At 37.0% G+C, this 25792-nt stretch carries 26 protein-coding genes; 1 reads left to right on the top strand and 25 read right to left on the bottom strand.

Annotated features, from left to right (window positions below):
- Positions 1-7: 7 nt before the first annotated feature.
- Positions 8-958: a 4-hydroxy-3-methylbut-2-enyl diphosphate reductase gene (locus tag LMD38_RS05540; protein ID WP_000706669.1), complete on the top strand. Its 951-nt coding sequence runs from the start codon at positions 8-10 to the stop codon at positions 956-958.
- A 40-nt stretch (positions 959-998) separates the two neighbouring features.
- Here the strand turns inward: LMD38_RS05540 and LMD38_RS05535 are convergent, their stop codons facing one another.
- From LMD38_RS05535 to grpE, 25 genes are all read right to left on the bottom strand, one after another.
- The gene (locus tag LMD38_RS05535; RefSeq protein WP_062821271.1) at positions 999-2120 is read right to left on the bottom strand and encodes a Nif3-like dinuclear metal center hexameric protein; all 1122 of its coding nucleotides are present in this window, start codon (positions 2118-2120) and stop codon (positions 999-1001) included.
- Complete coding sequence (locus tag LMD38_RS05530) at positions 2117-2824, bottom strand: tRNA (adenine(22)-N(1))-methyltransferase (RefSeq protein WP_001006540.1); 708 nt, start codon at positions 2822-2824, stop codon at positions 2117-2119. The genes LMD38_RS05535 and LMD38_RS05530 overlap by 4 nt, the downstream gene beginning before the upstream one ends.
- Before the next feature lie 165 nt (positions 2825-2989).
- Positions 2990-3346: a cytochrome c550 gene (gene cccA / locus LMD38_RS05525; RefSeq protein ID WP_000828141.1), complete on the bottom strand. Its 357-nt coding sequence runs from the start codon at positions 3344-3346 to the stop codon at positions 2990-2992.
- A 385-nt stretch (positions 3347-3731) separates the two neighbouring features.
- The gene (rpoD, locus tag LMD38_RS05520) at positions 3732-4859 is read right to left on the bottom strand and encodes an RNA polymerase sigma factor RpoD (protein WP_000764060.1); all 1128 of its coding nucleotides are present in this window, start codon (positions 4857-4859) and stop codon (positions 3732-3734) included.
- A 59-nt stretch (positions 4860-4918) separates the two neighbouring features.
- Positions 4919-6715, bottom strand: coding sequence for a DNA primase (dnaG, locus tag LMD38_RS05515; RefSeq protein WP_000528214.1), 1797 nt, complete (start codon positions 6713-6715; stop codon positions 4919-4921).
- Between the two features lie 851 nt (positions 6716-7566).
- Positions 7567-8379: a pyruvate, water dikinase regulatory protein gene (locus tag LMD38_RS05510; RefSeq protein ID WP_000368943.1), complete on the bottom strand. Its 813-nt coding sequence runs from the start codon at positions 8377-8379 to the stop codon at positions 7567-7569.
- A gap of 29 nt (positions 8380-8408) precedes the next feature.
- The gene (locus tag LMD38_RS05505; RefSeq protein ID WP_000583759.1) at positions 8409-9041 is read right to left on the bottom strand and encodes a transcriptional regulator CcpN; all 633 of its coding nucleotides are present in this window, start codon (positions 9039-9041) and stop codon (positions 8409-8411) included.
- Between the two features lie 107 nt (positions 9042-9148).
- Positions 9149-9895: a DNA repair protein RecO gene (recO, locus tag LMD38_RS05500; protein ID WP_062821269.1), complete on the bottom strand. Its 747-nt coding sequence runs from the start codon at positions 9893-9895 to the stop codon at positions 9149-9151.
- 33 nt (positions 9896-9928) lie between these two features.
- Positions 9929-10072 (bottom strand): YqzL family protein, encoded by a 144-nt coding sequence (locus LMD38_RS05495; RefSeq protein WP_000883924.1) that lies wholly within the window; start codon positions 10070-10072, stop codon positions 9929-9931.
- Between the two features lie 176 nt (positions 10073-10248).
- Complete coding sequence (gene era, locus LMD38_RS05490) at positions 10249-11154, bottom strand: GTPase Era (protein ID WP_001080241.1); 906 nt, start codon at positions 11152-11154, stop codon at positions 10249-10251.
- Positions 11147-11545 (bottom strand): cytidine deaminase, encoded by a 399-nt coding sequence (locus tag LMD38_RS05485; protein WP_001086296.1) that lies wholly within the window; start codon positions 11543-11545, stop codon positions 11147-11149. The genes era and LMD38_RS05485 overlap by 8 nt, the downstream gene beginning before the upstream one ends.
- 99 nt (positions 11546-11644) lie before the next feature.
- Complete coding sequence (locus LMD38_RS05480) at positions 11645-11998, bottom strand: diacylglycerol kinase family protein (protein ID WP_000715476.1); 354 nt, start codon at positions 11996-11998, stop codon at positions 11645-11647.
- Positions 11995-12465 (bottom strand): rRNA maturation RNase YbeY, encoded by a 471-nt coding sequence (gene ybeY / locus LMD38_RS05475; RefSeq protein WP_000054691.1) that lies wholly within the window; start codon positions 12463-12465, stop codon positions 11995-11997. The genes LMD38_RS05480 and ybeY overlap by 4 nt, the downstream gene beginning before the upstream one ends.
- The gene (locus tag LMD38_RS05470; protein WP_016718495.1) at positions 12462-14606 is read right to left on the bottom strand and encodes an HD family phosphohydrolase; all 2145 of its coding nucleotides are present in this window, start codon (positions 14604-14606) and stop codon (positions 12462-12464) included. Before LMD38_RS05470 ends, ybeY begins: the two co-directional genes overlap by 4 nt.
- A gap of 193 nt (positions 14607-14799) precedes the next feature.
- Positions 14800-15759 (bottom strand): PhoH family protein, encoded by a 960-nt coding sequence (locus tag LMD38_RS05465; protein WP_016718496.1) that lies wholly within the window; start codon positions 15757-15759, stop codon positions 14800-14802.
- 3 nt (positions 15760-15762) lie between these two features.
- Positions 15763-16962, bottom strand: coding sequence for a sporulation protein YqfD (gene yqfD / locus LMD38_RS05460; RefSeq protein WP_016718497.1), 1200 nt, complete (start codon positions 16960-16962; stop codon positions 15763-15765).
- Positions 16963-17257: 295 nt separating this feature from the next.
- Complete coding sequence (gene yqfC, locus LMD38_RS05455) at positions 17258-17551, bottom strand: sporulation protein YqfC (RefSeq protein ID WP_000732266.1); 294 nt, start codon at positions 17549-17551, stop codon at positions 17258-17260.
- Positions 17552-17659: 108 nt separating this feature from the next.
- The gene (locus tag LMD38_RS05450) at positions 17660-18103 is read right to left on the bottom strand and encodes a GatB/YqeY domain-containing protein (protein ID WP_000054571.1); all 444 of its coding nucleotides are present in this window, start codon (positions 18101-18103) and stop codon (positions 17660-17662) included.
- A gap of 15 nt (positions 18104-18118) precedes the next feature.
- A complete protein-coding gene (gene rpsU / locus LMD38_RS05445; protein ID WP_000048061.1) occupies positions 18119-18292 on the bottom strand; it encodes a 30S ribosomal protein S21 in 174 nt (57 codons plus the stop codon).
- Between the two features lie 394 nt (positions 18293-18686).
- A complete protein-coding gene (mtaB, locus tag LMD38_RS05440; protein WP_000108677.1) occupies positions 18687-20039 on the bottom strand; it encodes a tRNA (N(6)-L-threonylcarbamoyladenosine(37)-C(2))-methylthiotransferase MtaB in 1353 nt (450 codons plus the stop codon).
- A 6-nt stretch (positions 20040-20045) separates the two neighbouring features.
- Positions 20046-20795, bottom strand: a complete 750-nt coding sequence (locus tag LMD38_RS05435) for a 16S rRNA (uracil(1498)-N(3))-methyltransferase (protein ID WP_001190157.1) — start codon at positions 20793-20795, stop codon at positions 20046-20048.
- A 144-nt stretch (positions 20796-20939) separates the two neighbouring features.
- On the bottom strand, positions 20940-21878 hold the full coding sequence (prmA, locus tag LMD38_RS05430) for a 50S ribosomal protein L11 methyltransferase (RefSeq protein WP_000872110.1): 939 nt from the start codon (positions 21876-21878) through the stop codon (positions 20940-20942).
- Positions 21879-21906: 28 nt separating this feature from the next.
- The gene (dnaJ, locus tag LMD38_RS05425) at positions 21907-23022 is read right to left on the bottom strand and encodes a molecular chaperone DnaJ (protein ID WP_000043935.1); all 1116 of its coding nucleotides are present in this window, start codon (positions 23020-23022) and stop codon (positions 21907-21909) included.
- A 204-nt stretch (positions 23023-23226) separates the two neighbouring features.
- On the bottom strand, positions 23227-25062 hold the full coding sequence (gene dnaK, locus LMD38_RS05420; RefSeq protein WP_000034690.1) for a chaperone protein DnaK: 1836 nt from the start codon (positions 25060-25062) through the stop codon (positions 23227-23229).
- A 26-nt stretch (positions 25063-25088) separates the two neighbouring features.
- Positions 25089-25667: a nucleotide exchange factor GrpE gene (grpE, locus tag LMD38_RS05415; protein ID WP_000392719.1), complete on the bottom strand. Its 579-nt coding sequence runs from the start codon at positions 25665-25667 to the stop codon at positions 25089-25091.
- Between the last annotated feature and the right edge of the window lie 125 nt (positions 25668-25792).

The following is a 25792-nucleotide window of genomic DNA, read 5'->3' as shown; positions in this document are numbered from 1 at the left end:
TACTCATATGAAAATTGTTAAAATTTCCCCTCGTGGTTATTGCTACGGTGTTGTGGACGCGATGGTTATTGCACGTAACGCCGCATTAGATACATCATTACCAAGACCTATTTATATTTTAGGTATGATTGTTCACAACAAACATGTAACAGATGCATTCGAAGAAGATGGCATCATCACATTAGATGGTCCAAGTCGATTAGACATTTTGGATAAAATCGATTCTGGTACTGTTATTTTCACTGCACACGGTGTTTCTCCAGAAGTTAAACAACGTGCAAAAGAAAAAGGTTTAACAACAATTGATGCCACTTGCCCAGATGTTACAAAAACACATGACCTTATTGAAGCAAAGAAAGCTGAAGGTTACCATGTCATTTATATCGGCAAAAAAAATCATCCAGAACCAGAAGGCGCAGTTGGTATCGCACCTGATATCGTTCATCTTATCGAAAGAGCCGATGATTTAAAGACATTAGAAATTCCAACGGATAAAATTTTAGTTACAAATCAAACAACGATGAGTCAATGGGATGTTCAACATTTAATGGAGGACATTCAGAAGAAATTCCCAACAGCAGAATTCCATAAGGAAATTTGTTTAGCAACTCAAGTTCGCCAAGAAGCGGTTGCCAAACAAGCTGATGTTGCAGACTTAACAATTGTTGTCGGTGATCCGAAAAGTAATAACTCAAACCGTTTAGCACAAGTATCACAAGAAATCGCTGGTACGAAAGCATACCGCGTTGCAGACGTAAGTGAAATCAAATTAGAATGGCTACAAGGTGTCGAGAACGTAGCTGTTACAGCAGGCGCTTCTACTCCAACACCAATTACAAAAGAGGTTATCGCTTTCTTAGAGCAATATGACCCAATGAATCCTGCTACATGGGAAAGAGTTCGAAAAGTACCGTTACAAAAAATATTACCTCGTGTAAAAGTGAAAAAAGAACAATAATAAAAACCGTTGCCTATATGAGCAACGGTTTTTATTTTTCTTATACAAATGTAAATGGATCTGTATGTAATTGCGAAGCATGAATATGTACATTCAGTTTCTTTGCATCTGCTTTTTCTTGTAATTGCTTTTGTACACCTTGCTTCATTACCTTTTCAACGTTATGTCCTGGGTCGACGATATTTAAACCGAGCATCATCGCATCATGAGCCACGTGATAATACATGTCACCTGTTACATATACATCCGCACCTTTAAATTTAGCTTGATTGATATATTTGTTACCATCGCCACCAAGTACAGCTACTTTGCGCACTCTATCATCTAATTTCCCAACAACTCGCGCACCCTTTACATCTAACGATTGCTTTACATGTTCTGCAAACTGTCCAAGTGTCATTTCTTCTTGTAAATACCCTATTTTTCCAAGCCCTAACGTTTCACCTTTGTTATCAAGTGGATACACATCATAGGCTACTTCTTCATATGGATGTGCTGTTACCATTGCTTTAATCACTTTTCGTTGTAGTGAAGCTGGAATAATCGTTTCGATTCGCACTTCTTCTACGCGCTCTAACTGTCCAGTTTCCCCGATATAAGGATTTGTCCCCTCTTGAGGTACAAAGGTACCTGTACCCTCGCTATTAAACGTACAGTGACTATAATTGCCGATATGACCAGCACCTGTGTCTCCTAATGCTTTTCGTACTTCTTCTGCATGAGTTTCAGGCACAAACACAACAATTTTTTTCATTTCTTCTGCATATGTCGGTGCCAAAACTTCTGTATTTTGCAATCCTAACGCCTCAGCAAGTAAATCATTTACCCCGCCCTTAGCAACATCCACATTTGTATGTGCTGCATAGATTGCAATATCATTTTTAATACACTTTTCAATAATTTTCCCATACGCCTTATCTGTATGGATCGCTTTTAGCGGGTTAAAAATTAAAGGGTGATGCGCAATAATGACATTCGCTCCTAATTGAATTGCTTCATCCACAACTTCTTCCGTTACATCTAACGCAATTAATACGTGCTGCACGGGTTTATTAAGCGCTCCAATCTGCAGCCCAATCTTATCTCCTTCCATCGCCAAATGCTTCGGATACATACTTTCAAATAACGAAATAATTTCATGGCCATTTGGAATTTTACTCATGATAAAACCTCCCCTATCATTTTCATTTTCGCTTCTACTTCCGCACGCTTCGCTTTTGTTTCTTCAGAATCAGCCGCACGTTCTAACTGTTTTAAAATATTTTGGAAGTTTTTTAATTCTCCTTCCCACTTTTCAACGAAAGCTTCACTTTTTTCTTTCATTAAAAATGGTCCCATAAATAATTCAGCCTGTTTATTTTCAGAGTAAGGAACCGTGATATTTCCTCGCTCCCCTACTAAAATCTCGTAAATTTTCCCATCTTCTTTTACGATTTTTTCATGGATAAGCTCCCATCCATTCTCAATAAACCATTCACGAATGTGATGCGCTGCAATATTCGGCTGTAAAATTAAACGTGTTACACCTTCTAATTTTTCTTTACCACTTTCTAAAATATCACGAATTAACGCTCCGCCCATTCCGGCAACCGTAATTACATCTACTTCTCCTGGCGCGATAACAGCTAATCCATTCCCTTTACGCACATCTACTTTATCTTGTAAGCCACTTTCAGCTACAGTTGCCTGCGCAGAGCGAAATGGTCCATCTACAACCTCTCCAGCAACTGCTTTAGTAGCAATATTATTTATAATTGTATAACACGGTAAATAAGCATGATCCGATCCAATATCAGCAACTGTAGATCCTACTGGTATTTCACGCACAACTTCTTCTAATCGTTTTGAAAGCTTTACTTCATTCATGTATTTCCATTACTCCTTCTCTTGTCAGTCTGTCTCCATGATAATGAATTTATAGTAGTTGTTGCAAGCCTATAACAACAATTCACTTCTCTATCATTCATCGTATTTTAGAAAATATAGAAAAACAAGCCTTTTGCTTAAGCAAAAGGCTTGTCATACGGAACTTTATTTTTTCTTTGATAACCAATCAGCTACTTTAGCGGCTTGATCAGCTGGAACTATATTGGCAGGCATATTGCCTTTTCCTTTCGAAAGAATTTCTTTAATTTCATCCTTTGAAAGTTTCCCACCAATTTTTTGTAAATTAGGTCCTACCGCCCCTTGTAACTGATCACCGTGGCAGCTCGTACAGCTTTGCTTCACAATATCCTCTGGCTTGGATGCTGTTTGTGCTGGTTTCCCGCCATTTTTTGCATCAGCTAACTCTTTAGATTTATTTAGCCCCTGAAATGAAAATACAAACATAACGATAATACCCAATGCTGCAATAAGAGCGAACGGAATCAGCGGATTACGTTTCATATCTCTTCTCCCCCCTCTATACCCCTAAATAGTTAGATGATTCAGTCATTTCCATTGTACTTGAAAACGCTCTATCAGAAAAGAGTAAACTACTAATCGTTAAAAATATTCCATAAATTCAGTTTATTGTTTTTTATTGTTATATCGCTTATTATTTCGATAATTATTAACGTTTCTCATCATATTTTTCACTTTTCTACATATATTTTTGTATAGAATAAACAAAATTAATCGAAAAATCGAAAAATGAGCATTTGCAAATCAAAAGACAATTCTGTAAAATAAATTACAAGAAATTGTAATCGTTGCTGACAGCTAAAGTTTAACAAAAATTAACAAAATAAAAAAGTTTACTTCACAAAAGTGAAGTAAACTTAAAGGTAGCCTATTCTAAGAAATCCTTAAGGCGCTTACTACGGCTTGGATGTCTCAATTTACGTAGTGCTTTTGCTTCAATTTGACGGATACGTTCTCTCGTTACGCCGAATACTTTCCCAACTTCTTCAAGCGTACGAGTTCGTCCATCATCTAAACCAAAACGAAGACGTAGAACATTTTCTTCACGATCTGTTAGTGTATCTAACACATCTTCTAATTGTTCTTTTAGCAATTCATACGCTGCATGGTCCGCAGGCGATGTTGCTTCTTGGTCTTCAATGAAATCACCTAAATGGGAGTCATCTTCTTCACCAATCGGTGTTTCAAGAGAAACTGGCTCCTGTGCAATTTTTAAGATTTCACGTACTTTTTCTGGAGCAAGATCCATTTCTTCACCAATCTCTTCAGGAGATGGTTCACGTCCTAAATCTTGTAATAATTGACGTTGTACACGAATTAACTTATTAATCGTTTCAACCATATGAACTGGGATACGAATTGTTCTTGCTTGGTCTGCAATCGCACGTGTAATTGCTTGGCGAATCCACCAAGTTGCATACGTACTAAATTTGAAACCTTTACGATAATCGAACTTTTCAACCGCTTTAATTAGACCCATATTCCCTTCTTGAATTAAGTCTAAGAAAAGCATACCACGGCCCACGTAGCGCTTTGCAATACTTACTACAAGACGTAAGTTTGCTTCTGCAAGACGACGTTTCGCTTCTTCATCGCCTTCTTCAATACGCGTTGCAAGTCGAATTTCTTCTTCTGCAGATAGTAAATCTACACGACCAATTTCTTTTAAATACATACGAACAGGATCGTTGATTTTAACCCCTGGTGGTACGCTTAAATCATTGAGGTCGAATTCTTCTTCCGATTTTGCTATTTGGCGATTATTAGGGCCTTCGTCGTTGTCATTGTCGCCAACTAAGTCGATCCCTTGTTCACCTAAATATTCATAGTATTCATCCATTTGATCGGATTCAATTTCAAATCCATTCATGCGTTCTGCAATCTCTTCATATGTAAGAACGCCACGTTTTTTTCCGAGCTCAGTGAGTTGTTCTTTCACTTGCTCAAGGGTCATTTCAGTTTCAATTTGTTTAGAACGAGCTGGTTTGTCAGCCATCTGTTCCCCTCCTTACGCGAGATACAAACATTCATTATACTAAAAATTTATCAAAAAAGCTATTTTCTCGCTTTTTGATTTTGTAAATATGCTACATAATATTTAGCAGCCTCTACAGGATCTGTCTTTTCCATTTGTTTTATCTTGAAGATGATTTCCATCTTTTCAAGTTTTTCTTGATGACGTCTAAGCGTCTCCAAATGGCCTTGTAACACTTCTTCTGTGTATTCTGGATTAATAAATTCATCCGTCGAAATATCAGTAATAATATTTTTCAACTTTTCATCAGAGAGCCAACTTAAAAATGTTCCGACTGAAGGTTCATTTCCCTTTTCATAATATGCGTATAGTTCATATAAAATCCCTTTATGTTCTTCTGTATGAAAATCTTCTATGTGGGATTCCATACGAACGGCCACTTCTGGACTTTGCAACATATGGTAAATAATTTCTCTTTCAGCCCTTTCAAAACCTGTTAACTTCGGTTTTGCTTGAACAATTTGAGACGGTTTAGAAACCTGCTTTACTTGTTTTTGTTGTACCTTTTGTTCTTTGCGATATTGGTGCAATTGATTCAAAAGTGTTTCCATTGAATACGAAAATTCTTGCGATAATGACTTCAAATATGATTCTGCCTGCATCGCATCCTGTAACAACGATAACTCTTTTAAAACACTTTTCACATACTCTTCTTTGCCCGACTCATCTTGCAAATTTTTCCCTAAACGCAAATGATTTATTTTAAAACCAACAAAACTTATACTTGATTTCACAAGATTTTCAAAAGCAGTTGTCCCATATTGTTGCACATATTCATCAGGATCAAGCTTATCTGGCAAGGATGTAACTTTCACTTGGCAACCAACTTGCAACAATAATTGCCCTGCTTTCATCGTCGCTTCTCGCCCTGCTTTATCACCATCATAGCAAAGAACAACAGTTTCAACGTTACGTCGCAGAAGTTTTGCTTGTTCTTCAGTTAAAGCTGTTCCCATTGTCGCAACAGCTTCTTCCACACCACTTTTTACCGCAGCTAGTACGTCGGCATACCCTTCAAAAAGGACCACTTGCCCACGTTTTCTAATAAACGGCCTTGCTTGATGGAAGTTATACAACAATTTACTTTTGTGAAAAATTGGTGTTTCTGGGCTATTTAAATATTTCGGAGTGTCATCTCCTAACGCCCTTCCACTAAACGCTATCACTTTACCTTGTAACGTATAGATTGGAAACATAACTCTTCCACGGAAGCGATCATAATGACTACCATCCTTCTCGCTTCTTATGAGAAGACCAGCTTGTTCCATACTAGACAACGATAAACCTCTTTTTTGTAAAATTTTCGTTGCTGCATCCCAAGCAGGTGACGCATAACCAATTTCAAACTTCTCAATCATCTCTTTTGTAATACCACGTTTTAACAAATACGAAAGTGCTTCATTTCCTTCTTCTGTATTTACTAATAAATGATGATAATACTTTTTTAAAAGTTCATGAGCCTGTTGCATGATGACAGTGTCATCAGATATGTCTTCTTGTTGTCCTTGCCCTGATGTATACTCTGCAACCGCAATTCCATTTCTTTCACCTAACTTTTGAACAGCTTCGGTAAAAGCCAGTCCTTCCATTTTCATTAGAAAGGAAAATACATTTCCACCTTCTCCACATCCGAAGCAATGAAAAATTTGCTTGTCAGATGAAACAGAGAATGAAGGAGAATTCTCACCATGAAACGGACAAAGGCCGAAATAGTTACGTCCCTGTTTTCTAAGTTGAACGTATTCACCAATCACTTCGACAATATCGGATGATGTCCGAATTTGTTCAACAACTTCTTCAGGAATTCTGTTCCCCATAACTCCATCTCCGTGTCGTATTTTGTATTCGATATAAATTAAAAAATTCCTTTATAATTCGACAATATTTTTTCTAAACTTATTAAAAAATGTTGTCGATCACGTTATCAAGCGATTTTGCAGACCCTTTTCTGCGTAACTTCGCAGATACGTACCTACTATATAAAATTGTATCCATTTGCTCATCTATTACAAATGTACCTCATGGAGACAATACATATGCACTTTTTCACAAGAAGACTAGCAAGCACCATATCCTATGTGATCACGAGATCTGTTTTTTGCATGTTGATACATATAAAGAAATCAACTTTTGCTTATTCAGTATCTACATAGATCCAAATTCCCTCGCTACTTCCTTAAACGATGAGCATACGATGTGACAAACAAAATTTTGACATGAAATTTCGTTCCAACTCGCACAATTGTCAGCCTTCACAGTATATGCATCTGCATCAACTCATACCATATTGATGTTTTGCATATTTCTGTATTCTACATCCCTTCTGCGAATCCTTCCATAATGTGCGTTTTCTTGTATAGATTTTGTCGATTTAACGTAATTACATGTCATTTCTTAAATCCTATCCCTAGTTTATTCTGAAAAATTAAAGTCTAAACGTAAAATATAGGTTTTTATCACAATTTTTTATTATAATATATTTTCTTCAACTACGCTACATATCCCTTTATTTTTTCATCTTCTATTTCAGGATAGCGAAACCCTACTTTTAACATAATAAAAAGACAGAAGAATATAAGTATAACCACTTCACTATCATCTATTACGAAATCAGTAGGCACTGTGTTTCTCACGAGCGAAAAAAGCACATTCACCTTTGGTAAATGTGCTAAAACATTTTTTGGTTTTGCACTGCATTCACAATAATGTTAGCTGTTTCTTCAATCGCTTTGTTCGATACATCAATTACTTGACAATTTATTTTACTAACTACATTCTCAAAGTGATCAATCTCTTCTTTAATACGATTAATATTGGCATATGTTGCTCCGTCACTTAGTCCAAGTGATTTCAATCGCTCTTTTCGAATATGATTTAACTTCTCTGGCGTAATTTTCAAACCGAAGCATTTTTCTTTAGCCACTTGATATAATTCTTCAGGCGGATCTACTTCTGGTACTAGTGGTACGTTGGCAACTTTCAAACGTTTGTTGTGAGCTAAATATTGAGAAAGTGGTGTTTTTGATGTGCGCGAAATACCTATTAACACGATATCTGCTTTTAAAATACCACGTGCATCTCTACCATCATCATACTTCACAGCAAACTCAATCGCTTCAATCTTTTTAAAGTATTCTTCATCTAACCTACGAACAACACCAGGCTCATATCTAGGCACTTGCCCGGTAATTTCTTCAATTTGATCGATTAGAGGGCCAATAATATCATATGCCTCTACACCTTCTTTTGCAGCCTCTGTCACTAAATATTGGCGCATGTCAGGCTTTACTAACGTAAAACAAATAAGTGCTTGATTGCTCTTAGCAATCGAAATCACTTCTTTTAATGTCCCTGTATCTTCTACATACGGCACACGTCTAATATCAGGAGCAAATGGGAATTGCCCCATTGCTGCTCGAACAACCAAATCAGCCGTTTCTCCTACAGAGTCAGATACGACATATACGATTTTATTATCCATTACATTACCTCACTTTAAACAAATTACACTTATTCGTTATTTACTAAGTTTACAAACGCACGTGTAATATTTGTTTTTGTAATTCGTCCAACCACTTCTAAACCTTGTTTCGTATCTTTTACAACTGGCATCGCATCAATCTGTCTTTCTATTAATTCCATCGCAATATCATATAAAGAATCTTCTCTACGACACATCGCAATGTTTGGCATCCTTGTCATGATAATATTAACCGGAAGTGAGGTTAAATCCTGCTTCCCTAAGCTAGCTCGTAATAAATCTTTACGAGATACAACGCCTACTAATAGAGTCGATTGATCTACAACGAATAATGTACCTACATCCTCTAAAAACATAGTACAAATCGCATCGTATACCGATACATTTTTATCAATTACAACCGGTCTAGATTGATAATCTTGTACTTTAATTTTCTTAACAGCTTCAGATAATAACTGCCCCCCAGTTTTACCCGTATAAAAATAACCTACGCGTGGACGTGCTTCTAAATAACCAGCCATCGTTAAAATTGCTAAGTCTGGTCTTAGCGTTGCACGTGTTAATCCCAATTGCGCAGCAATTGACTCCCCTGTAATAGGACCGTGATCTTTTACAATCTGAATGATATGTTCTTGCCGTTTATTCAGCTCTATGATAATCACCACCTTTAATGCACAACGAAAAAAGTTATACTATCTCTTAAATATTATATACTAAATATGCTATTCGAAAAAGAAAGGATGTAAAAAGGACCGTATACGGCCCCAAATTATATTTGAAACTTATCAAGTTGTTCTAAGAAACGTCTTGATTTCAAATAAATCCCGCAATATTCATCATAATATGTATTCAATACTAAACGCATTTGTTTTTTTGTACTATCCTTCACTGATACATTGCCAAGTCTATGTAAATCGAAGTGGTAGAAAAGACGCAATAATTTATGAACGGCTTCCCCCACTGGTATATGATACTGATCTTGCTCAGCATGACGTGAGCACAGAAAACCGCCCTCCCTAACAGAGAAGGCGACAAAATCTGTTTCTTGATGACAAATCGCACATGTATCAAAGTACGGGCGCATCCCTAATACCGGAAGCATTTTCGTTTGATAAATTAATGATAATACTTCTGGATCAACACCCTCACACATATAATGCAACGTTTGATATAACATTTCAAATAAATATGGATTATGTTTTTTATCTTCTGTTGCTTTATCAGTTAACTCAACAATAAATGATGCATAAGCAGTTAAAAATATATCCTCGCGAATTTCTTTCATAGTTGAAATAATCTCGCCTTGTTGCAAAGTTCCAAGTCCAGATCCCATTTGAATAAGAAAATGACCATGTGTCATAAGTTGCGAAACAGATGCTAACCGGCTTTTCGGTTTTTTCGCTCCTCTTGCCATTGCACTTACCTTACCCAATTCTCTTGAGAATATTGTAACAATCTTGTTCGTTTCTCCGTAATCTGTCGTACGGATAACGATGCCCTCAACTTTTTGAAACATGTTCGTCACCATCCAAGGTTTGAACAAAACGGGTCAAGAAATTGGAGAGTCTAGATGCGCTAGCTCCTCTTCATGTTGATCCATCTCATCGTTTACGTCTTTTTCCATTTCTTTCAAAAGCAAATACGTCTCAATGCTTCCTGTTTTGGAGAAAAACTTCCAGGTAAAATCTAGCATAAGAATCCACCTTTCTCAATAAGCGTAGCCTATAAACCAATTTCCTTTGTTGTTATTAAATTGACCCATTTTGTCCATTTTCATGTGAGAAAAATTTTTCCTAATTTATCAAAACTCATAAAAACCAATAATCAGCGGATGAACAAAACATCCGCTGATTACAGCTTTACTCTATTTTAATACTCGTCTTCGCGGAAACCAAGGTCACGAAGCTGAGACATTTTATTTCGCCAATCTTTTTGCACTTTTACCCATACTTCTAAAAATACTTTAGAACCAAGTAATGCTTCAATATCAAAACGAGCTCGCTTACCGACTTCTTTTAACATCTTCCCTTGTTTTCCGATAATAATCCCTTTTTGCGACGGACGTTCAACAACAATCGTTGCATTGATATAAACTGCCCCGCCTTCGCGTTTTTGAATTGCATCGATAACAACAGCCACAGAATGCGGCACTTCTTCACGTGTTAAATGTAGTACTTTTTCACGAATAAGCTCTGCAATAATAAATCTCTCCGGATGATCCGTTACTTGATTATCCGGGTAGTATTGTGGTCCTTCCGGTAAATACTTTTTAATTGTTCCAATTAGAGCTTCCACATTATTACCGTCTAATGCAGAAATTGGTACGATTTCTGCAAAGTCATGTAATTTGCGATATTGATCAATTAGCTCTAATAATTGTTCTGGGTGAACTTGGTCAATTTTATTAATAACTAAAAATACTGGTTGTTTCGTTTCTTTTAACTTCTCGATGATGAATTCTTCACCACGACCAAAGCCTTCGACAGCATTCACCATAAACAGAACGATATCAACTTCTTTTAATGTCGTTTGCGCCATCTTCACCATGAAGTCGCCTAGTTTATGTTTAGGTTTATGTATTCCTGGTGTATCAATGAAAATTACTTGTGAATCATTTTCTGTATATACGCCTTGAATTTTATTACGAGTTGTTTGTGGCTTGTCACTCATAATAGCAATTTTTTGACCAATAATACGATTTAAAAATGTAGATTTCCCAACATTCGGTCTGCCAATAATAGAGACAAAACCTGATTTATAACCTTTTCTATTCATGTAAATCCTCCGCTAAAAATGCTCCTGGTAACAATTCTCCGACTGTTGTCTCTTGAACGTCACCATGTAAATTTGATAGGTATACTTTCGTATCCTGTTTACATAATTCTACCATAACTTGTCGACATGCTCCACAAGGAGGTACTGGACGCTTCGTATCCGCCACAATTGCGATAGCTACAAACTCTTTATCTCCTTCAGAAACCGCCTTAAATAAAGCTGTTCTTTCTGCACAGTTACATAAACCATATGATGCATTCTCAACATTACATCCACGATATACTTTTCCATCGCGCGTTAATAATGCTGCACCTACTTGAAATTTAGAATATGGTACGTACGCTTGTTTACGCGCTTCGATTGCTTCTTGAATTAATTGTTTACTATTCATATTCCCGCATCCTTCCTGTTCCCAGCTGTGAATAGATACACTCTCTTATTAAAGGCCTTTACGGCACCTTCAAAGCTTAATAAAAGCTTTGGAATGCAACTATACCACATACGGTAAAAAGATAATAGCACCAATTATAACGGCTATTATCGCAAACAATAAAACCGCTCCTGCTGCGACATCCTTTGCGACTTTCGCAAACGGATGTATATCAGCAGTCGCTAAATCTACTGTTTTTTCCACAGCCGTATTTACCATCTCTAAGCTCATTACAATTCCTATTACAATAAGTAATATCATCCACTCTACTTTCGTAATATGGAAATAAAAGCCGCAGCATATAACAATGACTGCGGCTACATAATGAATTTTCATATTTCGTTCATGACGAAGACAAAAGAATACACCTGCTATAGCATATCCAAAACTATCTATAAGTTTTCCTTTTTTCATCGTCCTAATCCAAATGCTTCTAAAATTTCTTTTTGTCTTCCAAACATTTCTTTTTCATCCTCTTCTGTCATGTGGTCATAACCAAGCAAATGTAAAAAGCCATGTAACGCTAAAAAGCCAAGTTCACGATCAAAAGAATGTCCATACTCTTCAGCTTGTTCTTTCGCTCTCGGAATAGAAATAATAAGGTCACCTAACATACGCGGCATTTCTGCGCCCACAATTTCCATTTCCCCTTCTCCCATTTCTTCCATGGCAAAGGAAATGACATCAGTAGGCTGATCTTTATCTCGGTAATCACGATTAATCTCGCGAATGCGTTCGTTATCTACAAATGTCACTGATAACTCCGCACCATCCTCTATTTTTTCCATTTGAGCTGCTTTTCCTAATATCTCACGAATTAAATTCACATATTCTTCTTTCACTTCTTCTGTTTCATCAATGAAATCAATTAATAAACTCATTCTTTCTCCTTTTCTTCCGGTGGTTCCGGATATGTAATACGCGAATGGAAAATACCATTTAACGTTTCACATAACGTTTTTCCAACGATTTGTAGTTCCTTAAATGTCAAATCACATTCACTAAATTGCCCATCTTGCAGGCGATCTTTAATAATACTTTGTACTAAATTATTAATTTGCTCTGGCGTTGGGTGATTCATAGAACGTACCGCCGCCTCAACACTATCCGCAATACCAACGATTGCCGATTCTTTAGAAGTTGCTTTTGATCCCGGATATCGGAACATCTCTTCTGTATATTTTTCTTTATCTTCTTTAATCGCCTTATAATAAAAATATTTAAGAAGCGTTGTACCATGGTGTTGCCCAGCAATATCAATAATTTCTTGCGGAATATGGTATTCTTCGAGCATCTTTACTCCATCGGTTACATGAGCAATGATAATATCTTTACTCGTCACAGGATCTAATTTATCATGTGGATTCTCAATTCCCATCTGGTTTTCAATAAAGAATTGCGGTTGTACTGTTTTTCCTACATCATGATAATACGCCCCTACACGCGCTAATACACCATTTGCTCCAACTGCTTCACAAGCTGCCTCAGAGAGATTCGCTACCATTACACTGTGATGATATGTTCCTGGCGCTTCTAATAAAATTCTACGCAAAAGCGGATGATTCGGACTTGATAATTCCATAAGCTTCATACTCGATACAATTCCAAGTCCACTTTCTAAATATGGTAATATCCCCATAGCCAAAACGGATGAGATAATTCCTGAAAGGGAAGCCATTAATAATTGCGTACCAATTTCAAGAGGTGAAAAATTCCCATTACGTAATAATAATAACGCCGCCAAGACGACTACATTTAAGATAGATACGAGTATACCAGCTTGTAAAATCATCGTACGACGATTTTTTTCTCTTAAGAAAATACTCACTGATAATGAACTTAATAACACATAAATACCCACACTATAATTTAGTGTACTTGTTACTCCTTCATTAAACATAATACTTCCGCACACAGAAAAAATCATACTTGTTAAAAATACAAATCGATCGCCAATCATTAGTTTTACAAGTATCGTTCCCATCGCAACTGGGACAACATACGCAATTCCTGCATATTCAAGCTTTTGAAACAAACTAATAATTTTCATTAAAACAATCGTGATAGACAAAATTGTAATATACGCTAAAATGTACGGTTTGTCTTCTCTTTTCCGCTGTAAAAATACTTCAAACTGCTTATGCATAAAGTATAGTAACACACCAATGAGCACAGCTAATCCAACATAAGGCTGAAAACTATTACCCTTCTCTAATAAACCGACTAATTTCAACTGATTATACATATCACTTGAAATTGTTTCACCTTCTCTAACAATAACTTGTCCTTGAAGAATATAAACAGGTGGAACTAAATCTTCTTCTGCTTTCTTCTTCTCTTTCGTTACAGCAGGATCATAGAAATAATTTGCTGTAATCGCATATGATCCTAGTGCATTCACAGCTTCTTTCAATCCGCTATTCACATTCAGGCTTTTCATTTCATTAACAAATCGCTCTTTCGCTGCCATTTCTTCGGACATTTTAATATTTCCACCCATGATAACGCTAACAGACGTTAAAGCCGCATTCTTTGCTAATTCTAATTGATCCGGTTCTGCATTAATAAAGTATAATAAATTCTCATCCGATAATTCCTTCGTTAAATTAGATGGCAACTTCTTCTTCAACTTTTCTAATTTATTCGCATCGGTCATCTTTTTTTGCTCTTCAGGTCCAGCAGCTTTCATCTCCTGAATTACTTCATTCACCTTAGCAAAAACATCATTTACAATATCTACTCTATTTTGTTTATATTCACTTCTATATGTATATTGATCCCCGACTTTTTGAGCGGCCTCTTGTTTTTTTCTTTCCGTTATAACCTTATCTTCAATTTTAATAGGAGAATGAATTGTTTTTTTCGCAATAGAATACATATCAACATCTAATTGCTCTGGTTTCACATTATTCATAAGTGCAAAAAATAGCACTGCCCCTAATAAAACGTAAGAAATCCAACTTAGTTTTTTCGAATGTTGTAAATTACGAAACCACTTAGAAATTTCTTGAGATCTTAACATGATTTCAATACCTTCTCCTCTCTAGAAATAAAGTGAAACTATTTATAGCTTTCATTTCTTCTAGCCAACGATACTTTTAGGTAACAATTTTATACACCAGTACCTATAGTTTATTTCTCTTATCTTTTATGATAGTAAAAAATATGCCGTTCGCCAACCTTAATACAAAAAGAAATGATCCTGACAAATAGGATCATTCCATTTTATCATATGCCTCAATAATACGTTGTACCAGTGGATGCCTTACAACGTCCGTTTGTTCTAACGTAATGAATGAAAGACCTGATACACCAGATAAAATGTTAGCAGCTAGCGTAAGCCCTGATTTTACCCCTTTTGGTAAGTCTACTTGTGAGGGATCCCCCGTAATAACCATTTTAGAACTAAAACCTAATCTTGTTAAAAACATTTTTATTTGTGCACCCGTTGTATTTTGCGCTTCATCTAAAATAACAAATGAATCATCGAGCGTACGTCCTCTCATATAAGCAAGAGGCGCGATTTCAATTACACCTCTCTCCATCATACGCTGCGTATATTCTTGTCCAAGAATATCGTGCAGAGCATCATACAATGGACGTAAGTACGGATCTACCTTCTCTTTCAAATCACCTGGTAAAAATCCTAAACTTTCTCCAGCTTCTACAGCCGGTCTTGTTAAAATGATTTTCTTTACATACCCTTGCTTTAAAGCTCTTACAGCCATTACTACAGCTAAGTATGTTTTCCCAGTCCCGGCAGGTCCTATTCCAAATACAATATCATTTTTCTTCATTGCATGAATATATCTTCTTTGTCCCATCGTTTTTACACGAATGGATTTACCTTTTGCCGTTTTAAAGATTTCTTCTTCATATAACTCTTCAAATTGAGCAATTTTCCCTTGTTGTGCGAGCTGAATTGCATACGCAACATCTCTTTCTGTAATTGACACACCTTTTCGAATAACAACAAGTAGTTGTTGTAAGATTTTTTCTACGAGTGTCACAGTTTCAACTGCTCCAGATGCACGAACAGTTTCACCTCTAGTTACGATTGATACATTCAGTTCCCGTTCAATTACTTTCAAATGAGCATCATTGACTCCAAAAAGAGCGATTGCTTCGTTAGTATTTTCCAATTGTTGGTTCATTTCTACTAATTGTTCTGCCATTACTCAGTCTCCTTGAATATCGGATTCGGATATTGGTTGTGGCTCTGCAATATTTTCAATCACAGTATAATGCAAAGTGACTTTTAGTTGATCCGCCTCAACCTCTTTACTCAAAATCTTATCACTTACAATCATAGCATGTTCATCCAATTTTTTCTTTAGTTCTTTTTCAGCCATTTCTTTCGCTACTTTCATTGCCTGTTTTTCTGTATATTCTCGGTTCGCCTCTTCCTCTTCTCGCACTACATCTTTTTCATATGCAATCGGCAGTGTAAAACCAAATAATTTCACATCATGTTTTACATTTTCCGTACGAGAACGTTTATACTTATCATGCTGAAATCCCCATATTTTTATTTTTGTACTCCCAAATGTAAGGTAATGCTCATTATACGTATTACCAGTATATACTTGAAATTGCGTCTTGAGTGGTACATTCACCTCAGATGTGTACCACGTTTCTCCATATACAATACCTTTCGCCGAAACAATCGTTGGACTCTCCTCATTACCGTATATCCCTGATACGAGAAGCTGACCTTTTTCTACATGATCATTTTTTAAAACGACTGGTTTTCCAACTTCAACAAATGTTTTTGTAACAATCGCTTCTTTTTTTGCCACTAAATTTTGCGGCCTTTGTTCTTTTTCTTTTTTCGGCTCATTTTTTTCAACAATTTTAAAATGGTACGTCGTTCCCCTTACTTCTAGTCCTGCCCAAGTAATCGCATTAATATTGTCCGTCAAATGACGTTGTACATCTTCTACACTAGGCATTTGGAATTGTAATTTTCCTTTTTTAATACCCATTTTGTCCAATTCTTTCATCAATATATATTCTGTTTCAGGTTTCGCTCCTGTAATTTCAATTTTCCAAACCATATTCGATAATGCAATCATGCCAAAGAAGAAAATTAAAAAACCAATTAAGAATCCACTATTTTTAATTAGACGTTTATTCCAAAAAGGAAAACCGTAACGCCCAATAAAATATAGTTTACACTCATTTTTTCTATAAATCGGCTTTATTTTTTTCACATCTCGTAATAGCATACAGAAGACTAACGTTTCATCGGCAATTTTCTTAACGTCCCAAACTAATAATTTCCTACGCACACATTCATTAACGAACCGTTCCGCTCCTCTACCTTCAATTCGTACCTTTACATATCCAAGCCACTTTATAAACCATTTATTTTTCATCTACTACCTTCACTACCTTTCCAAAAGTAGACACACTACTTTTCACTTTAATTAGCAAAATAGCTCGTACGAAAATGAAATAAAGAGTTTTATTTTCCATAAATAGCGGGATAAAGTGAGACTTTAATCAGCCCTCACCAATCGGACTTTAATGGACAGCCCGACCCCCACCTAACTTCTTTGCTTTCGCTGAATTTTGAGGCGTAGGCTTACTGCCCATGAAAGCGGGATAAACTAAATAGTAGGGGCAAATCATTAGAATAAAGAAGAAAAACTTCACATACGGAAGTTTCCCTTACTTCTCTTTCTGTTCGTCTTCTAAAAACGTCACTTGCTCAATTATCCCTTCAAGCAAAAGTTCTTCCGGAAGGATTGTTTTAATAACAAAGGACTGCCCCTTAATTAATAACTGACCATGCTTTAACAACAATCTTACTTCTTTATCTGAAAATACTAATAAACCTCGATGATTTTCTATATAGATATGCACTTGCCCAACAAGCGTGATCCGAGGTAGATCCATTAGCACATCCACTGGTAGGTCTATTTGCTTCGTTAACCAATTCTTCATTTGTTCTAATTTTTTCATCCCAAAAGACCCCCTCTCATCCCATATGTATGAAAAAAGAGCTTGTAATATCACGTCCAAACTGAAAAAAAGCATAAAAAAACGTCTCATAAGAAATGAGACGTTTTTTTATGCTAATAGCTGGATAACCAGCTTATTCACAAGCGATCCATCTGTTTTACCTTTTACTTTCGGCATAACAGCAGTCATCACCTTGCCCATATCCGCTTTAGAAGTCGCACCAACTTCAGAAATAACTTGCTTGATTATATCAACTAGCTCTTCTTCCGTTAATTGCTCCGGCAAATATGCGCTTAAAATCTGAATTTCACTTTGCAGTTTATTAACAAGGTCTTCACGACCAGCTTTTTTAAATTCAAGGAGGGAGTCCTTATGCTGTTTTACTTCACGAGCTAAAACTGTTAGTTCCTCTTCTTCAGTAAGAGTATGCTGTAGTTTAATACCTTCATTTTGTAAAGCAGCCTTAACCATACGAATGACGGTTAATTTTTCTTTTTGTTTATTCTTCATCGCTTGTTTCATATCATCGTTTAAACGACCGAGAAGACTCATAACTTACACCCTCTCTTAGAATTTACGCTTTCTTGCCGCTTCAGATTTCTTCTTACGTTTTACACTTGGTTTTTCATAAAACTCGCGCTTTCTTGCTTCAGCAAGTGTACCAGTTTTAGAAACCGATCTTTTAAAACGGCGAAGTGCATCCTCCAAAGACTCGTTTTTACGAACGACTGTTTTTGACATTCTCTTTCCCTCCCTCCGAAACATCACACTTACATACTAACTCCAGCATGCAAAAAGAAACACTTCTTCAGCATGTCTTTTACGATTATAATACATTTTATCACTTCAGGTCAACTATTTGGCAGAATAAAAGAAGAATAGATGCTCTTCCTTTTTCAAAAACTATGCAGATAGCTGTTATCCTTTCCCCTGAAGGCAACTATATTTTTATCATTACACCTTTTTTCATGCAGGAACGTACGAAACAACTACTCATTTCATACATTTTCAGTACTTAACTTCTCCACTAAAAAAGAAAGCATGCAAATCGTTTCCGTTTGCATGCTTTTTTATCCCGATTGGTCCGGGCTAATAATGAGCGGGGAATGAATCCCACGCTCATTAAAGTTTCACTTTATGCGCTTGCTGATTCCTTTTTCACATCATCTTCAAGGACACGAACAAATTGCGCTTCGTTATATGGATAACCAGCTTTTGTGATTTTTACTTTCACTAGTTTACCGATTAATTCTTCTGATCCTTCAAATACAATTTTCAAGTAGTTATCTGTATAACCTACATATAGGCCTTCACGGTCGCCCTCTTTAAATTGTTCTTCTGGAATAATTTCAAGTACTTCTCCTTCAAACTGTGATGCATACTCTTTCGCTAATTGATTAGATAGTTCAATTAAACGGTGAACACGATCATTCTTCACATCTTCAGGAACTTGATCTTCCATACGCGCTGCAGGTGTTCCTGTACGTTTTGAATACGGGAATACGTGCAACTCAGAGAAGCGATTCTCTTTAATGAAATTGTATGTTTCCATGAATTCTTCTTCTGTTTCACCTGGGAAACCAACGATTACGTCTGATGTAATCGCAAGACCTGGTAACGCTTCTTTCAAACGATCTAAGCGCTCTTGGAAAAATTCCATCGTATACTTACGACGCATACGCTTTAATACAGTATTAGATCCAGATTGCAACGGAATGTGTAAGTGACGTACAACTACTTCAGACTTATCTAACACTTCAATTACTTCATCTGAAATCTGACTCGCTTCAATAGAAGAAATACGAAGACGTTTTAATCCGTCTACTTCCGCTTCCATATCACGAAGTAATCCAGCTAAGTTATAATCTTTAATATCTTCACCGTATCCACCTGTATGAATACCTGTTAATACGATTTCCTTATAGCCTGCATCTACTAATTGCTGCGCTTGTTTAATAACTTCTTTCCCATCGCGAGAGCGCATTAAACCACGCGCCCAAGGAATAATACAGAATGTACAGAAGTTATTACAACCTTCTTGTATTTTTAAAGATGCACGTGTACGGTCCGTGAAGTAAGGTACATCAAGTTCTTCATATACACGTGTTTTCATAATGTTACGCACAGCATTAATTGGCTGACGCTCTTTACGGAATTCTTCGATGTATCCTAACATCTTTTCACGATCTTGTGTACCAACTACAATATCTACACCTGGAATCGCCATAATTTCCGCTGGAGATGTTTGTGCATAACATCCTGTTACACAAATAACCGCATCTGGGTTTTGACGAACAGCACGTCTAATAACTTGACGACTTTTCTTATCCCCCGTATTCGTTACTGTACATGTATTAATAACATATACATCAGCTTTTTTTTCATATTCAGTTCTTTCATATCCACCTTGTTTAAACAATTGCCAAATGGCTTCTGTTTCATAGTGGTTTACTTTACAACCTAACGTATGGAACGCAACAGTTGACATTGATCATCACCCCATCAATTCAAAATGATACGAAGCAGCACTTAACGCATATAACGGCGCCGTTTCTGTTCTTAAAATTCTTGGTCCTAAACTACATGGTACAAATTTATGTTCACGAAGCGCTGTAATCTCTTCCTCAGCCAAACCGCCTTCTGGGCCAAATACAATCAATAACTTTTGACCTGGTTTCATCATCGTTAAAGCTTTCGCAAAATTAGATTTCTCTCCTTGTTTCGCTTCCTCTTCGTAAGCAACAAGGCAAACATCATACTCACCACTCATTGACAGCAATTGTTTAAACGATGCTGGGGCGTGTACTTCTGGAATTTCACTTCTATGTGATTGTTCCGCAGCTTCTTTCACAATTTTTCTTAAACGCTCAACTTTTTTATCAGCTTTTTTTGCATCCCATTTTACGATAGAGCGAGATGCTTGAAATGGTAAGAATGCAGCTGCCCCAAGCTCAGTTCCTTTTTGAAAAATTAACTCTAGCTTGTCTCCTTTCGGCAGTCCACTTGCAATCGTCACGAAAACAGGAAGTTCACTTGACGCCTCTACCCATTCTACAATAGCCGTATTAATAAATTCACTGGTAATTTCATCAATTGAACATACGGCTGTTTTTCCGTTTACACAGCAATAAATGTGATCTCCAGCTGACATACGCATTACTCTTGCGATATGATGGACGTCATCACCTACAATGCGAATACTTGTCTCATTTACATATTTCTCTTCTACAAAATAACGTTGCATATAATCACCTTAGTAGAGTTTCGTTCCTTTCGTAAGCCAATACTTACGAAAAGAACGAAACGTTATCATTTTTCATATAACAAACGGCAAGTCCCTCACCTTATAGTGAGAGACTCCCCTTTTCATTATAGACTAAAATCTATATTACGCATTTCGTGCAATAATTGCTACCCAATCTTCCATTCGTAACACTTCTTCAATTGTAAATCCAGCTTTTTCTAACGCTTCAGAAATTACTTTTTCCTTCGCAGCAATAATGCCCGATGTAATAAATAATCCGCCTGACTTCACAACTCTCGCTGCATCTTCAGGGAATAATAGAATAATTTCTGCTAATAAGTTAGCTACGATTAAATCAACAGGACCTTCAATACCTTCTAAAAGACTATTTTGTCCAACAGATACAATATCATCTGTTTTATTTAAACGTACATTCATTTCTGCACTTTCAACCGCAACCGGATCTAAATCATATGCTTGAACAGAAGACGCACCTAATTTCGCTGCTGCAATACTCAGTACACCAGAACCTGTTCCTACATCAATGATCGTATCACCTTGCTGTACTGTTTTTTCTAAAGCACGGATACACATCGTTGTTGTCGGATGAGTTCCCGTTCCAAATGCCATACCTGGATCTAATTCAATAATTTTTTCTTCCGGAGAAGATGGTGTATATTCTTCCCAAGTCGGCACAATTGTGAATGTATCAGAAATTTGTACTGGATGGTAATATTTTTTCCAAGCAGTAGCCCAATCTTCTTCATTGACTTCGTTAACGGTAATATTTCCAGTACCAATTTCGATGTCGTAAGATGGAAGCACATCAATAGATGATTTTACACCTGCAATTGTTTCATGTAAAGAATCCGTTTGCGGGAAATATGCTTTTATTAATACACCTTCCGCCGGATACTCATCTGGGTTCAATGCATAAATTTCACCATATTGTTGCTCGCGCTCTTTCGTCAACTCTGCTGGATCCTCAATCGCAACTCCACTAGCACCAGCTTCATGTAAAATATGAGAGACAGCTTCTACTGCTTCTTCTGTTGTATGAATACTAATTTCTGACCATTTCACAATTTACCAACTCCAATTTTTATTTCCATTATTCCCCTTTGAAAGCACGTTTAAGCTTTCCGAATAAACTATCATCCTGCTCTTCTTGTCCTGCAAATTCACGCAATAAATCTTTTTGCTGTGAAGTTAATTTCGTCGGTACAACAACACGAACGACTACATATTGATCTCCTTGACCGTATCCACGTACGTTCGGAGCACCCTTTCCTTTTAGGCGGAATTCTGTTCCTGTTTGTGTTCCTGCTGGAATTTTCAGCTTCACTTTACCATGAACAGTAGGAACTTCTACTTCATCACCAAGTGCCATTTGCGCAAATGTTAATGGCATTTCGCAAATAATGTGATCTCCTTCGCGCTCAAAGAATTCATGATTTCTTACATGAACAACAACATATAAATCTCCTGCTGGGCCGCCATTTACGCCCGCTTCCCCTTTTCCAGATACGCGGATTTGTTGACCATTATCGATACCTGCTGGAATTTTCACATTGATTTTTTTACGTTTACGAACTTTACCAGAACCGTGGCATGTCGTACATTTTTCTTTAATGATTTGCCCAGTTCCTGAACAATGACCGCAAGCTTGACGGTTTACGATACGACCAAATGGTGTATTTTGTTCTACACTTACTTGCCCTGATCCTGAGCAATGTTTACATGTTTCTTTTGAAGTTCCTGGTTTTGCCCCGCTACCTTTACAAGTATCACATGGATCTTCTACTGGAATCTCAACATTTAACTCTTTACCAAAAATAGCTTCTTCAAAATCTAAAGTAACTTGATATTGTAAGTCAGCACCTTGACGCGGAGCGTTTGGATCACGACGTCTGCCGCCACCGCCGCCAAAGAATGAACTAAAGATATCTTCAAAACCGAAGCCACCGCCGAAGTCTCCTCCGCCGCCAAAGCCACCGAAGCCTTGATTAGCACCAGCATGACCAAATTGATCATATTGCGCACGCTTTTGATCGTCGCTTAATACTTCGTATGCTTCTTGCACTTCTTTAAACTTTTCAATTGCATTTTCTTCTTTACTTACGTCTGGATGGTATTTTTTAGCCAAACGACGATACGCTTTTTTTATTTCATCTTTTGAAGCACCCTTGCTAAGTCCAAGGACCTCATAATAATCTCGTTTACTCATAAATTTACAACCCCCGAATCTTTCACATAAACGTAATTTTAACACCGAAAGAAAGTGCTTTGCAACAAAGTTTCCTCACTTACAGTATGCAAAGTAAAAAACTTAAGACCCTCACACATTCCTTCTCATTCGTGAAAAAAGCCAAAGCCAAGGCACGCTTGACTTTGACTTTTTGTCATCTTACTTATTATGTTTACAGTTGAATTACTTGTCTTCTTTTACTTCTTCAAACTCAGCGTCTACTACATTGTCTTTCTTCGCGCCAGCATCTTGTGCTCCTTGTGCACCTTCTGCTTGCCCTGCAGCTGCTTGAGCTTGCTCATATAGTTTAACAGTTAGTTGTTGTACGATTTCTTGTAAAGCGTCTTTTTTCGCACGGATTTCCTCAAGCTCGTTCTTCTCAATCGCAGCTTGTAATGCTTCTTTCGCTTCTGTTGCTTTTGCAACTTCAGCTGCATCTACTTTACCTTCTAAATCTTTTACAACTTTATCTGTTTGGAATACAAGTTGGTCAGCTTCGTTACGAAGTTCAACTTCTTCCTTACGTTTTTGGTCAGCGTCAGCGTTTGCTTCTGCTTCTTTTACCATACGATCTACTTCTTCATCAGAAAGACCTGAAGAAGATTGGATTGTAATAGCTTGTTCTTTGCTTGTTCCTAAATCTTTTGCACGTACGTTAACGATACCGTTCGCATCAATATCGAATGTTACTTCGATTTGTGGAATACCACGTGGTGCTGGTGGGATATCCGTTAATTGGAAACGTCCTAACGTTTTGTTGTCAGCTGACATTGGACGCTCACCTTGTAATACGTGAATGTCTACTGCTGGTTGGTTATCAGCAGCTGTTGAGAATACTTGTGATTTACTTGTTGGAATTGTAGTGTTACGCTCGATTAGTTTCGTGAACACACCACCCATAGTTTCAATACCTAAAGAAAGTGGAGTTACATCTAATAATAGTACGCCTTCTACATCACCAGTAAGTACGCCACCTTGAACTGCAGCACCTAATGCTACAACTTCATCCGGGTTTACACCTTTATATGGTTCTTTACCAGTTTCACGTTTAATAGCTTCTTGTACAGCTGGGATACGAGTAGAACCACCTACAAGGATAACGCGATCTAATTCACTTGCAGATAGACCAGCATCTTTTAAAGCACGACGAGTTGGTTCTAATGTTCTTTCAACAAGGTTTGCTGAAAGCTCTTCGAATTTCGCTCTTGTTAATGTTAATTCTAAGTGTAATGGACCAGCAGCTCCAGCACTAATGAATGGCAATGAAATTTGTGTTTGTGTTACACCTGAAAGATCTTTTTTCGCTTTTTCAGCTGCATCTTTCAAACGTTGAAGTGCCATTTTATCTTGGCTTAAATCAATGTTATTTTCTTTTTTGAACTCAGCTACTAAGTGATCGATGATAACTTGGTCAAAGTCATCTCCACCAAGACGGTTGTCACCAGCAGTTGAAATAACTTCAAATGTTCCATCTGCTAACTCAAGGATAGATACGTCAAATGTACCGCCACCTAAGTCATATACTAAGATTTTTTGCTCTTCATCTTGTTTTTCTAAACCGTAAGCAAGCGCTGCTGCTGTTGGTTCGTTAATGATACGTTCAACTTCTAAACCAGCGATACGACCAGCATCTTTCGTTGCTTGACGCTCTGCATCGTTGAAGTATGCAGGTACTGTAATAACAGCTTTCGTTACTGTTTCACCTAAATATGCTTCAGCAGAAGCTTTTAAGTTTTGTAAAATGATTGCAGAAATTTCTTGAGGTGTATATTCTTTACCCTCGATTTCTACTTTGTAGTCTGTACCCATATGACGTTTAACAGACATGATTGTATTTGGGTTTGTAATTGCTTGACGCTTTGCTACTTCCCCAACTTGACGTTCTTCATTTTTGAAAGCTACAACAGAAGGTGTTGTACGGTTTCCTTCTGGATTTGGGATAACCTTTGGTTCTCCACCTTCCATAACAGCTACACAAGAGTTTGTTGTACCTAAGTCAATACCGATAATTTTACTCATGGCGAATCCTCCTACTTTTATGTAAATTATTGATTTACTTTTACCATCGATGGGCGAATTACACGGTCTTTTAATTTATAACCTTTTTGGAATTCTTCCACAACCGCATTTGATTCAAATTCGCTGTCTTCTACTTGCATAACAGCTTGGTGTTCATGAGGATCAAACTGTTTACCAACAGCTTCAATCGCTTCTACACCTTCTTTTGTCATCGCTTCTAACAATTGACGATATACCATTTCCATCCCTTGTAATAAGGACTTCATTTGCTCATCATTTGCTTCCACTTGCATCGCTCTTTCAAAATTATCAAGAGCTGGCAAAATATCTGAAACAAGACTTTGTGCTCTATATTTTTCAGCAGCCTGTTTATCCATTTGAACACGACGCTTATAATTTTCAAAATCAGCTTGTAGACGTAGCATACGGCCTTCCGTTTCCGTCAGTTTCGCTTGCAATTCATCTACTTTTTCTTGTAAAAGAGCAGCCTCACTTTTTTCTTCAACAGATTCTTCGCTGTCTTCAGATGTTACGGCTTCTTCAACTTGTGCTTCTTTTACTTCTTCTTTCACTTCTTCTACAACTTGTTCGTTACGCTCTTCCACAATTTTCACCTCCTTAAAAGGTATTAGGTATCATGCATAGCATGATTACCTAAGTATAGTTATATATTACACACAGTGATGTATTGCTTATCACTTGAGCGAATGTATTCTTCTTTATTCTTTAT

The organism is Bacillus pacificus (assembly GCF_020861345.1).
Lineage (GTDB): Bacteria > Bacillota > Bacilli > Bacillales > Bacillaceae_G > Bacillus_A > Bacillus_A pacificus.
The sequence above is the reverse complement of the archived record's forward strand: the minus strand, read 5'-3'. Positions and strand labels throughout refer to the sequence as shown.

Bases quoted from the DNA above. Each gene is read 5' to 3' on its own strand.
- LMD38_RS05540 (WP_000706669.1), top strand. From the start codon at position 8: ATGAAAATTGTTAAAATTTCCCCTCGTGGTTATTGCTACGGTGTTGTG.
- LMD38_RS05535 (WP_062821271.1), bottom strand. From the start codon at position 2,120: ATGAGTAAAATTCCAAATGGCCATGAAATTATTTCGTTATTTGAAAGT.
- LMD38_RS05530 (WP_001006540.1), bottom strand. From the start codon at position 2,824: ATGAATGAAGTAAAGCTTTCAAAACGATTAGAAGAAGTTGTGCGTGAA.
- cccA (WP_000828141.1), bottom strand. From the start codon at position 3,346: ATGAAACGTAATCCGCTGATTCCGTTCGCTCTTATTGCAGCATTGGGT.
- rpoD (WP_000764060.1), bottom strand. From the start codon at position 4,859: ATGGCTGACAAACCAGCTCGTTCTAAACAAATTGAAACTGAAATGACC.
- dnaG (WP_000528214.1), bottom strand. From the start codon at position 6,715: ATGGGGAACAGAATTCCTGAAGAAGTTGTTGAACAAATTCGGACATCA.
- LMD38_RS05510 (WP_000368943.1), bottom strand. From the start codon at position 8,379: ATGGATAATAAAATCGTATATGTCGTATCTGACTCTGTAGGAGAAACG.
- recO (WP_062821269.1), bottom strand. From the start codon at position 9,895: ATGTTTCAAAAAGTTGAGGGCATCGTTATCCGTACGACAGATTACGGA.
- LMD38_RS05495 (WP_000883924.1), bottom strand. From the start codon at position 10,072: ATGCTAGATTTTACCTGGAAGTTTTTCTCCAAAACAGGAAGCATTGAG.
- era (WP_001080241.1), bottom strand. From the start codon at position 11,154: ATGAATAGAAAAGGTTATAAATCAGGTTTTGTCTCTATTATTGGCAGA.
- LMD38_RS05485 (WP_001086296.1), bottom strand. From the start codon at position 11,545: ATGAATAGTAAACAATTAATTCAAGAAGCAATCGAAGCGCGTAAACAA.
- LMD38_RS05480 (WP_000715476.1), bottom strand. From the start codon at position 11,998: ATGAAAAAAGGAAAACTTATAGATAGTTTTGGATATGCTATAGCAGGT.
- ybeY (WP_000054691.1), bottom strand. From the start codon at position 12,465: ATGAGTTTATTAATTGATTTCATTGATGAAACAGAAGAAGTGAAAGAA.
- LMD38_RS05470 (WP_016718495.1), bottom strand. From the start codon at position 14,606: ATGTTAAGATCTCAAGAAATTTCTAAGTGGTTTCGTAATTTACAACAT.
- LMD38_RS05465 (WP_016718496.1), bottom strand. From the start codon at position 15,759: ATGGCAGAACAATTAGTAGAAATGAACCAACAATTGGAAAATACTAAC.
- yqfD (WP_016718497.1), bottom strand. From the start codon at position 16,962: ATGAAAAATAAATGGTTTATAAAGTGGCTTGGATATGTAAAGGTACGA.
- yqfC (WP_000732266.1), bottom strand. From the start codon at position 17,551: ATGAAAAAATTAGAACAAATGAAGAATTGGTTAACGAAGCAAATAGAC.
- LMD38_RS05450 (WP_000054571.1), bottom strand. From the start codon at position 18,103: ATGAGTCTTCTCGGTCGTTTAAACGATGATATGAAACAAGCGATGAAG.
- rpsU (WP_000048061.1), bottom strand. From the start codon at position 18,292: ATGTCAAAAACAGTCGTTCGTAAAAACGAGTCTTTGGAGGATGCACTT.
- mtaB (WP_000108677.1), bottom strand. From the start codon at position 20,039: ATGTCAACTGTTGCGTTCCATACGTTAGGTTGTAAAGTAAACCACTAT.
- LMD38_RS05435 (WP_001190157.1), bottom strand. From the start codon at position 20,795: ATGCAACGTTATTTTGTAGAAGAGAAATATGTAAATGAGACAAGTATT.
- dnaJ (WP_000043935.1), bottom strand. From the start codon at position 23,022: ATGAGTAAACGAGATTATTATGAGGTCCTTGGACTTAGCAAGGGTGCT.
- dnaK (WP_000034690.1), bottom strand. From the start codon at position 25,062: ATGAGTAAAATTATCGGTATTGACTTAGGTACAACAAACTCTTGTGTA.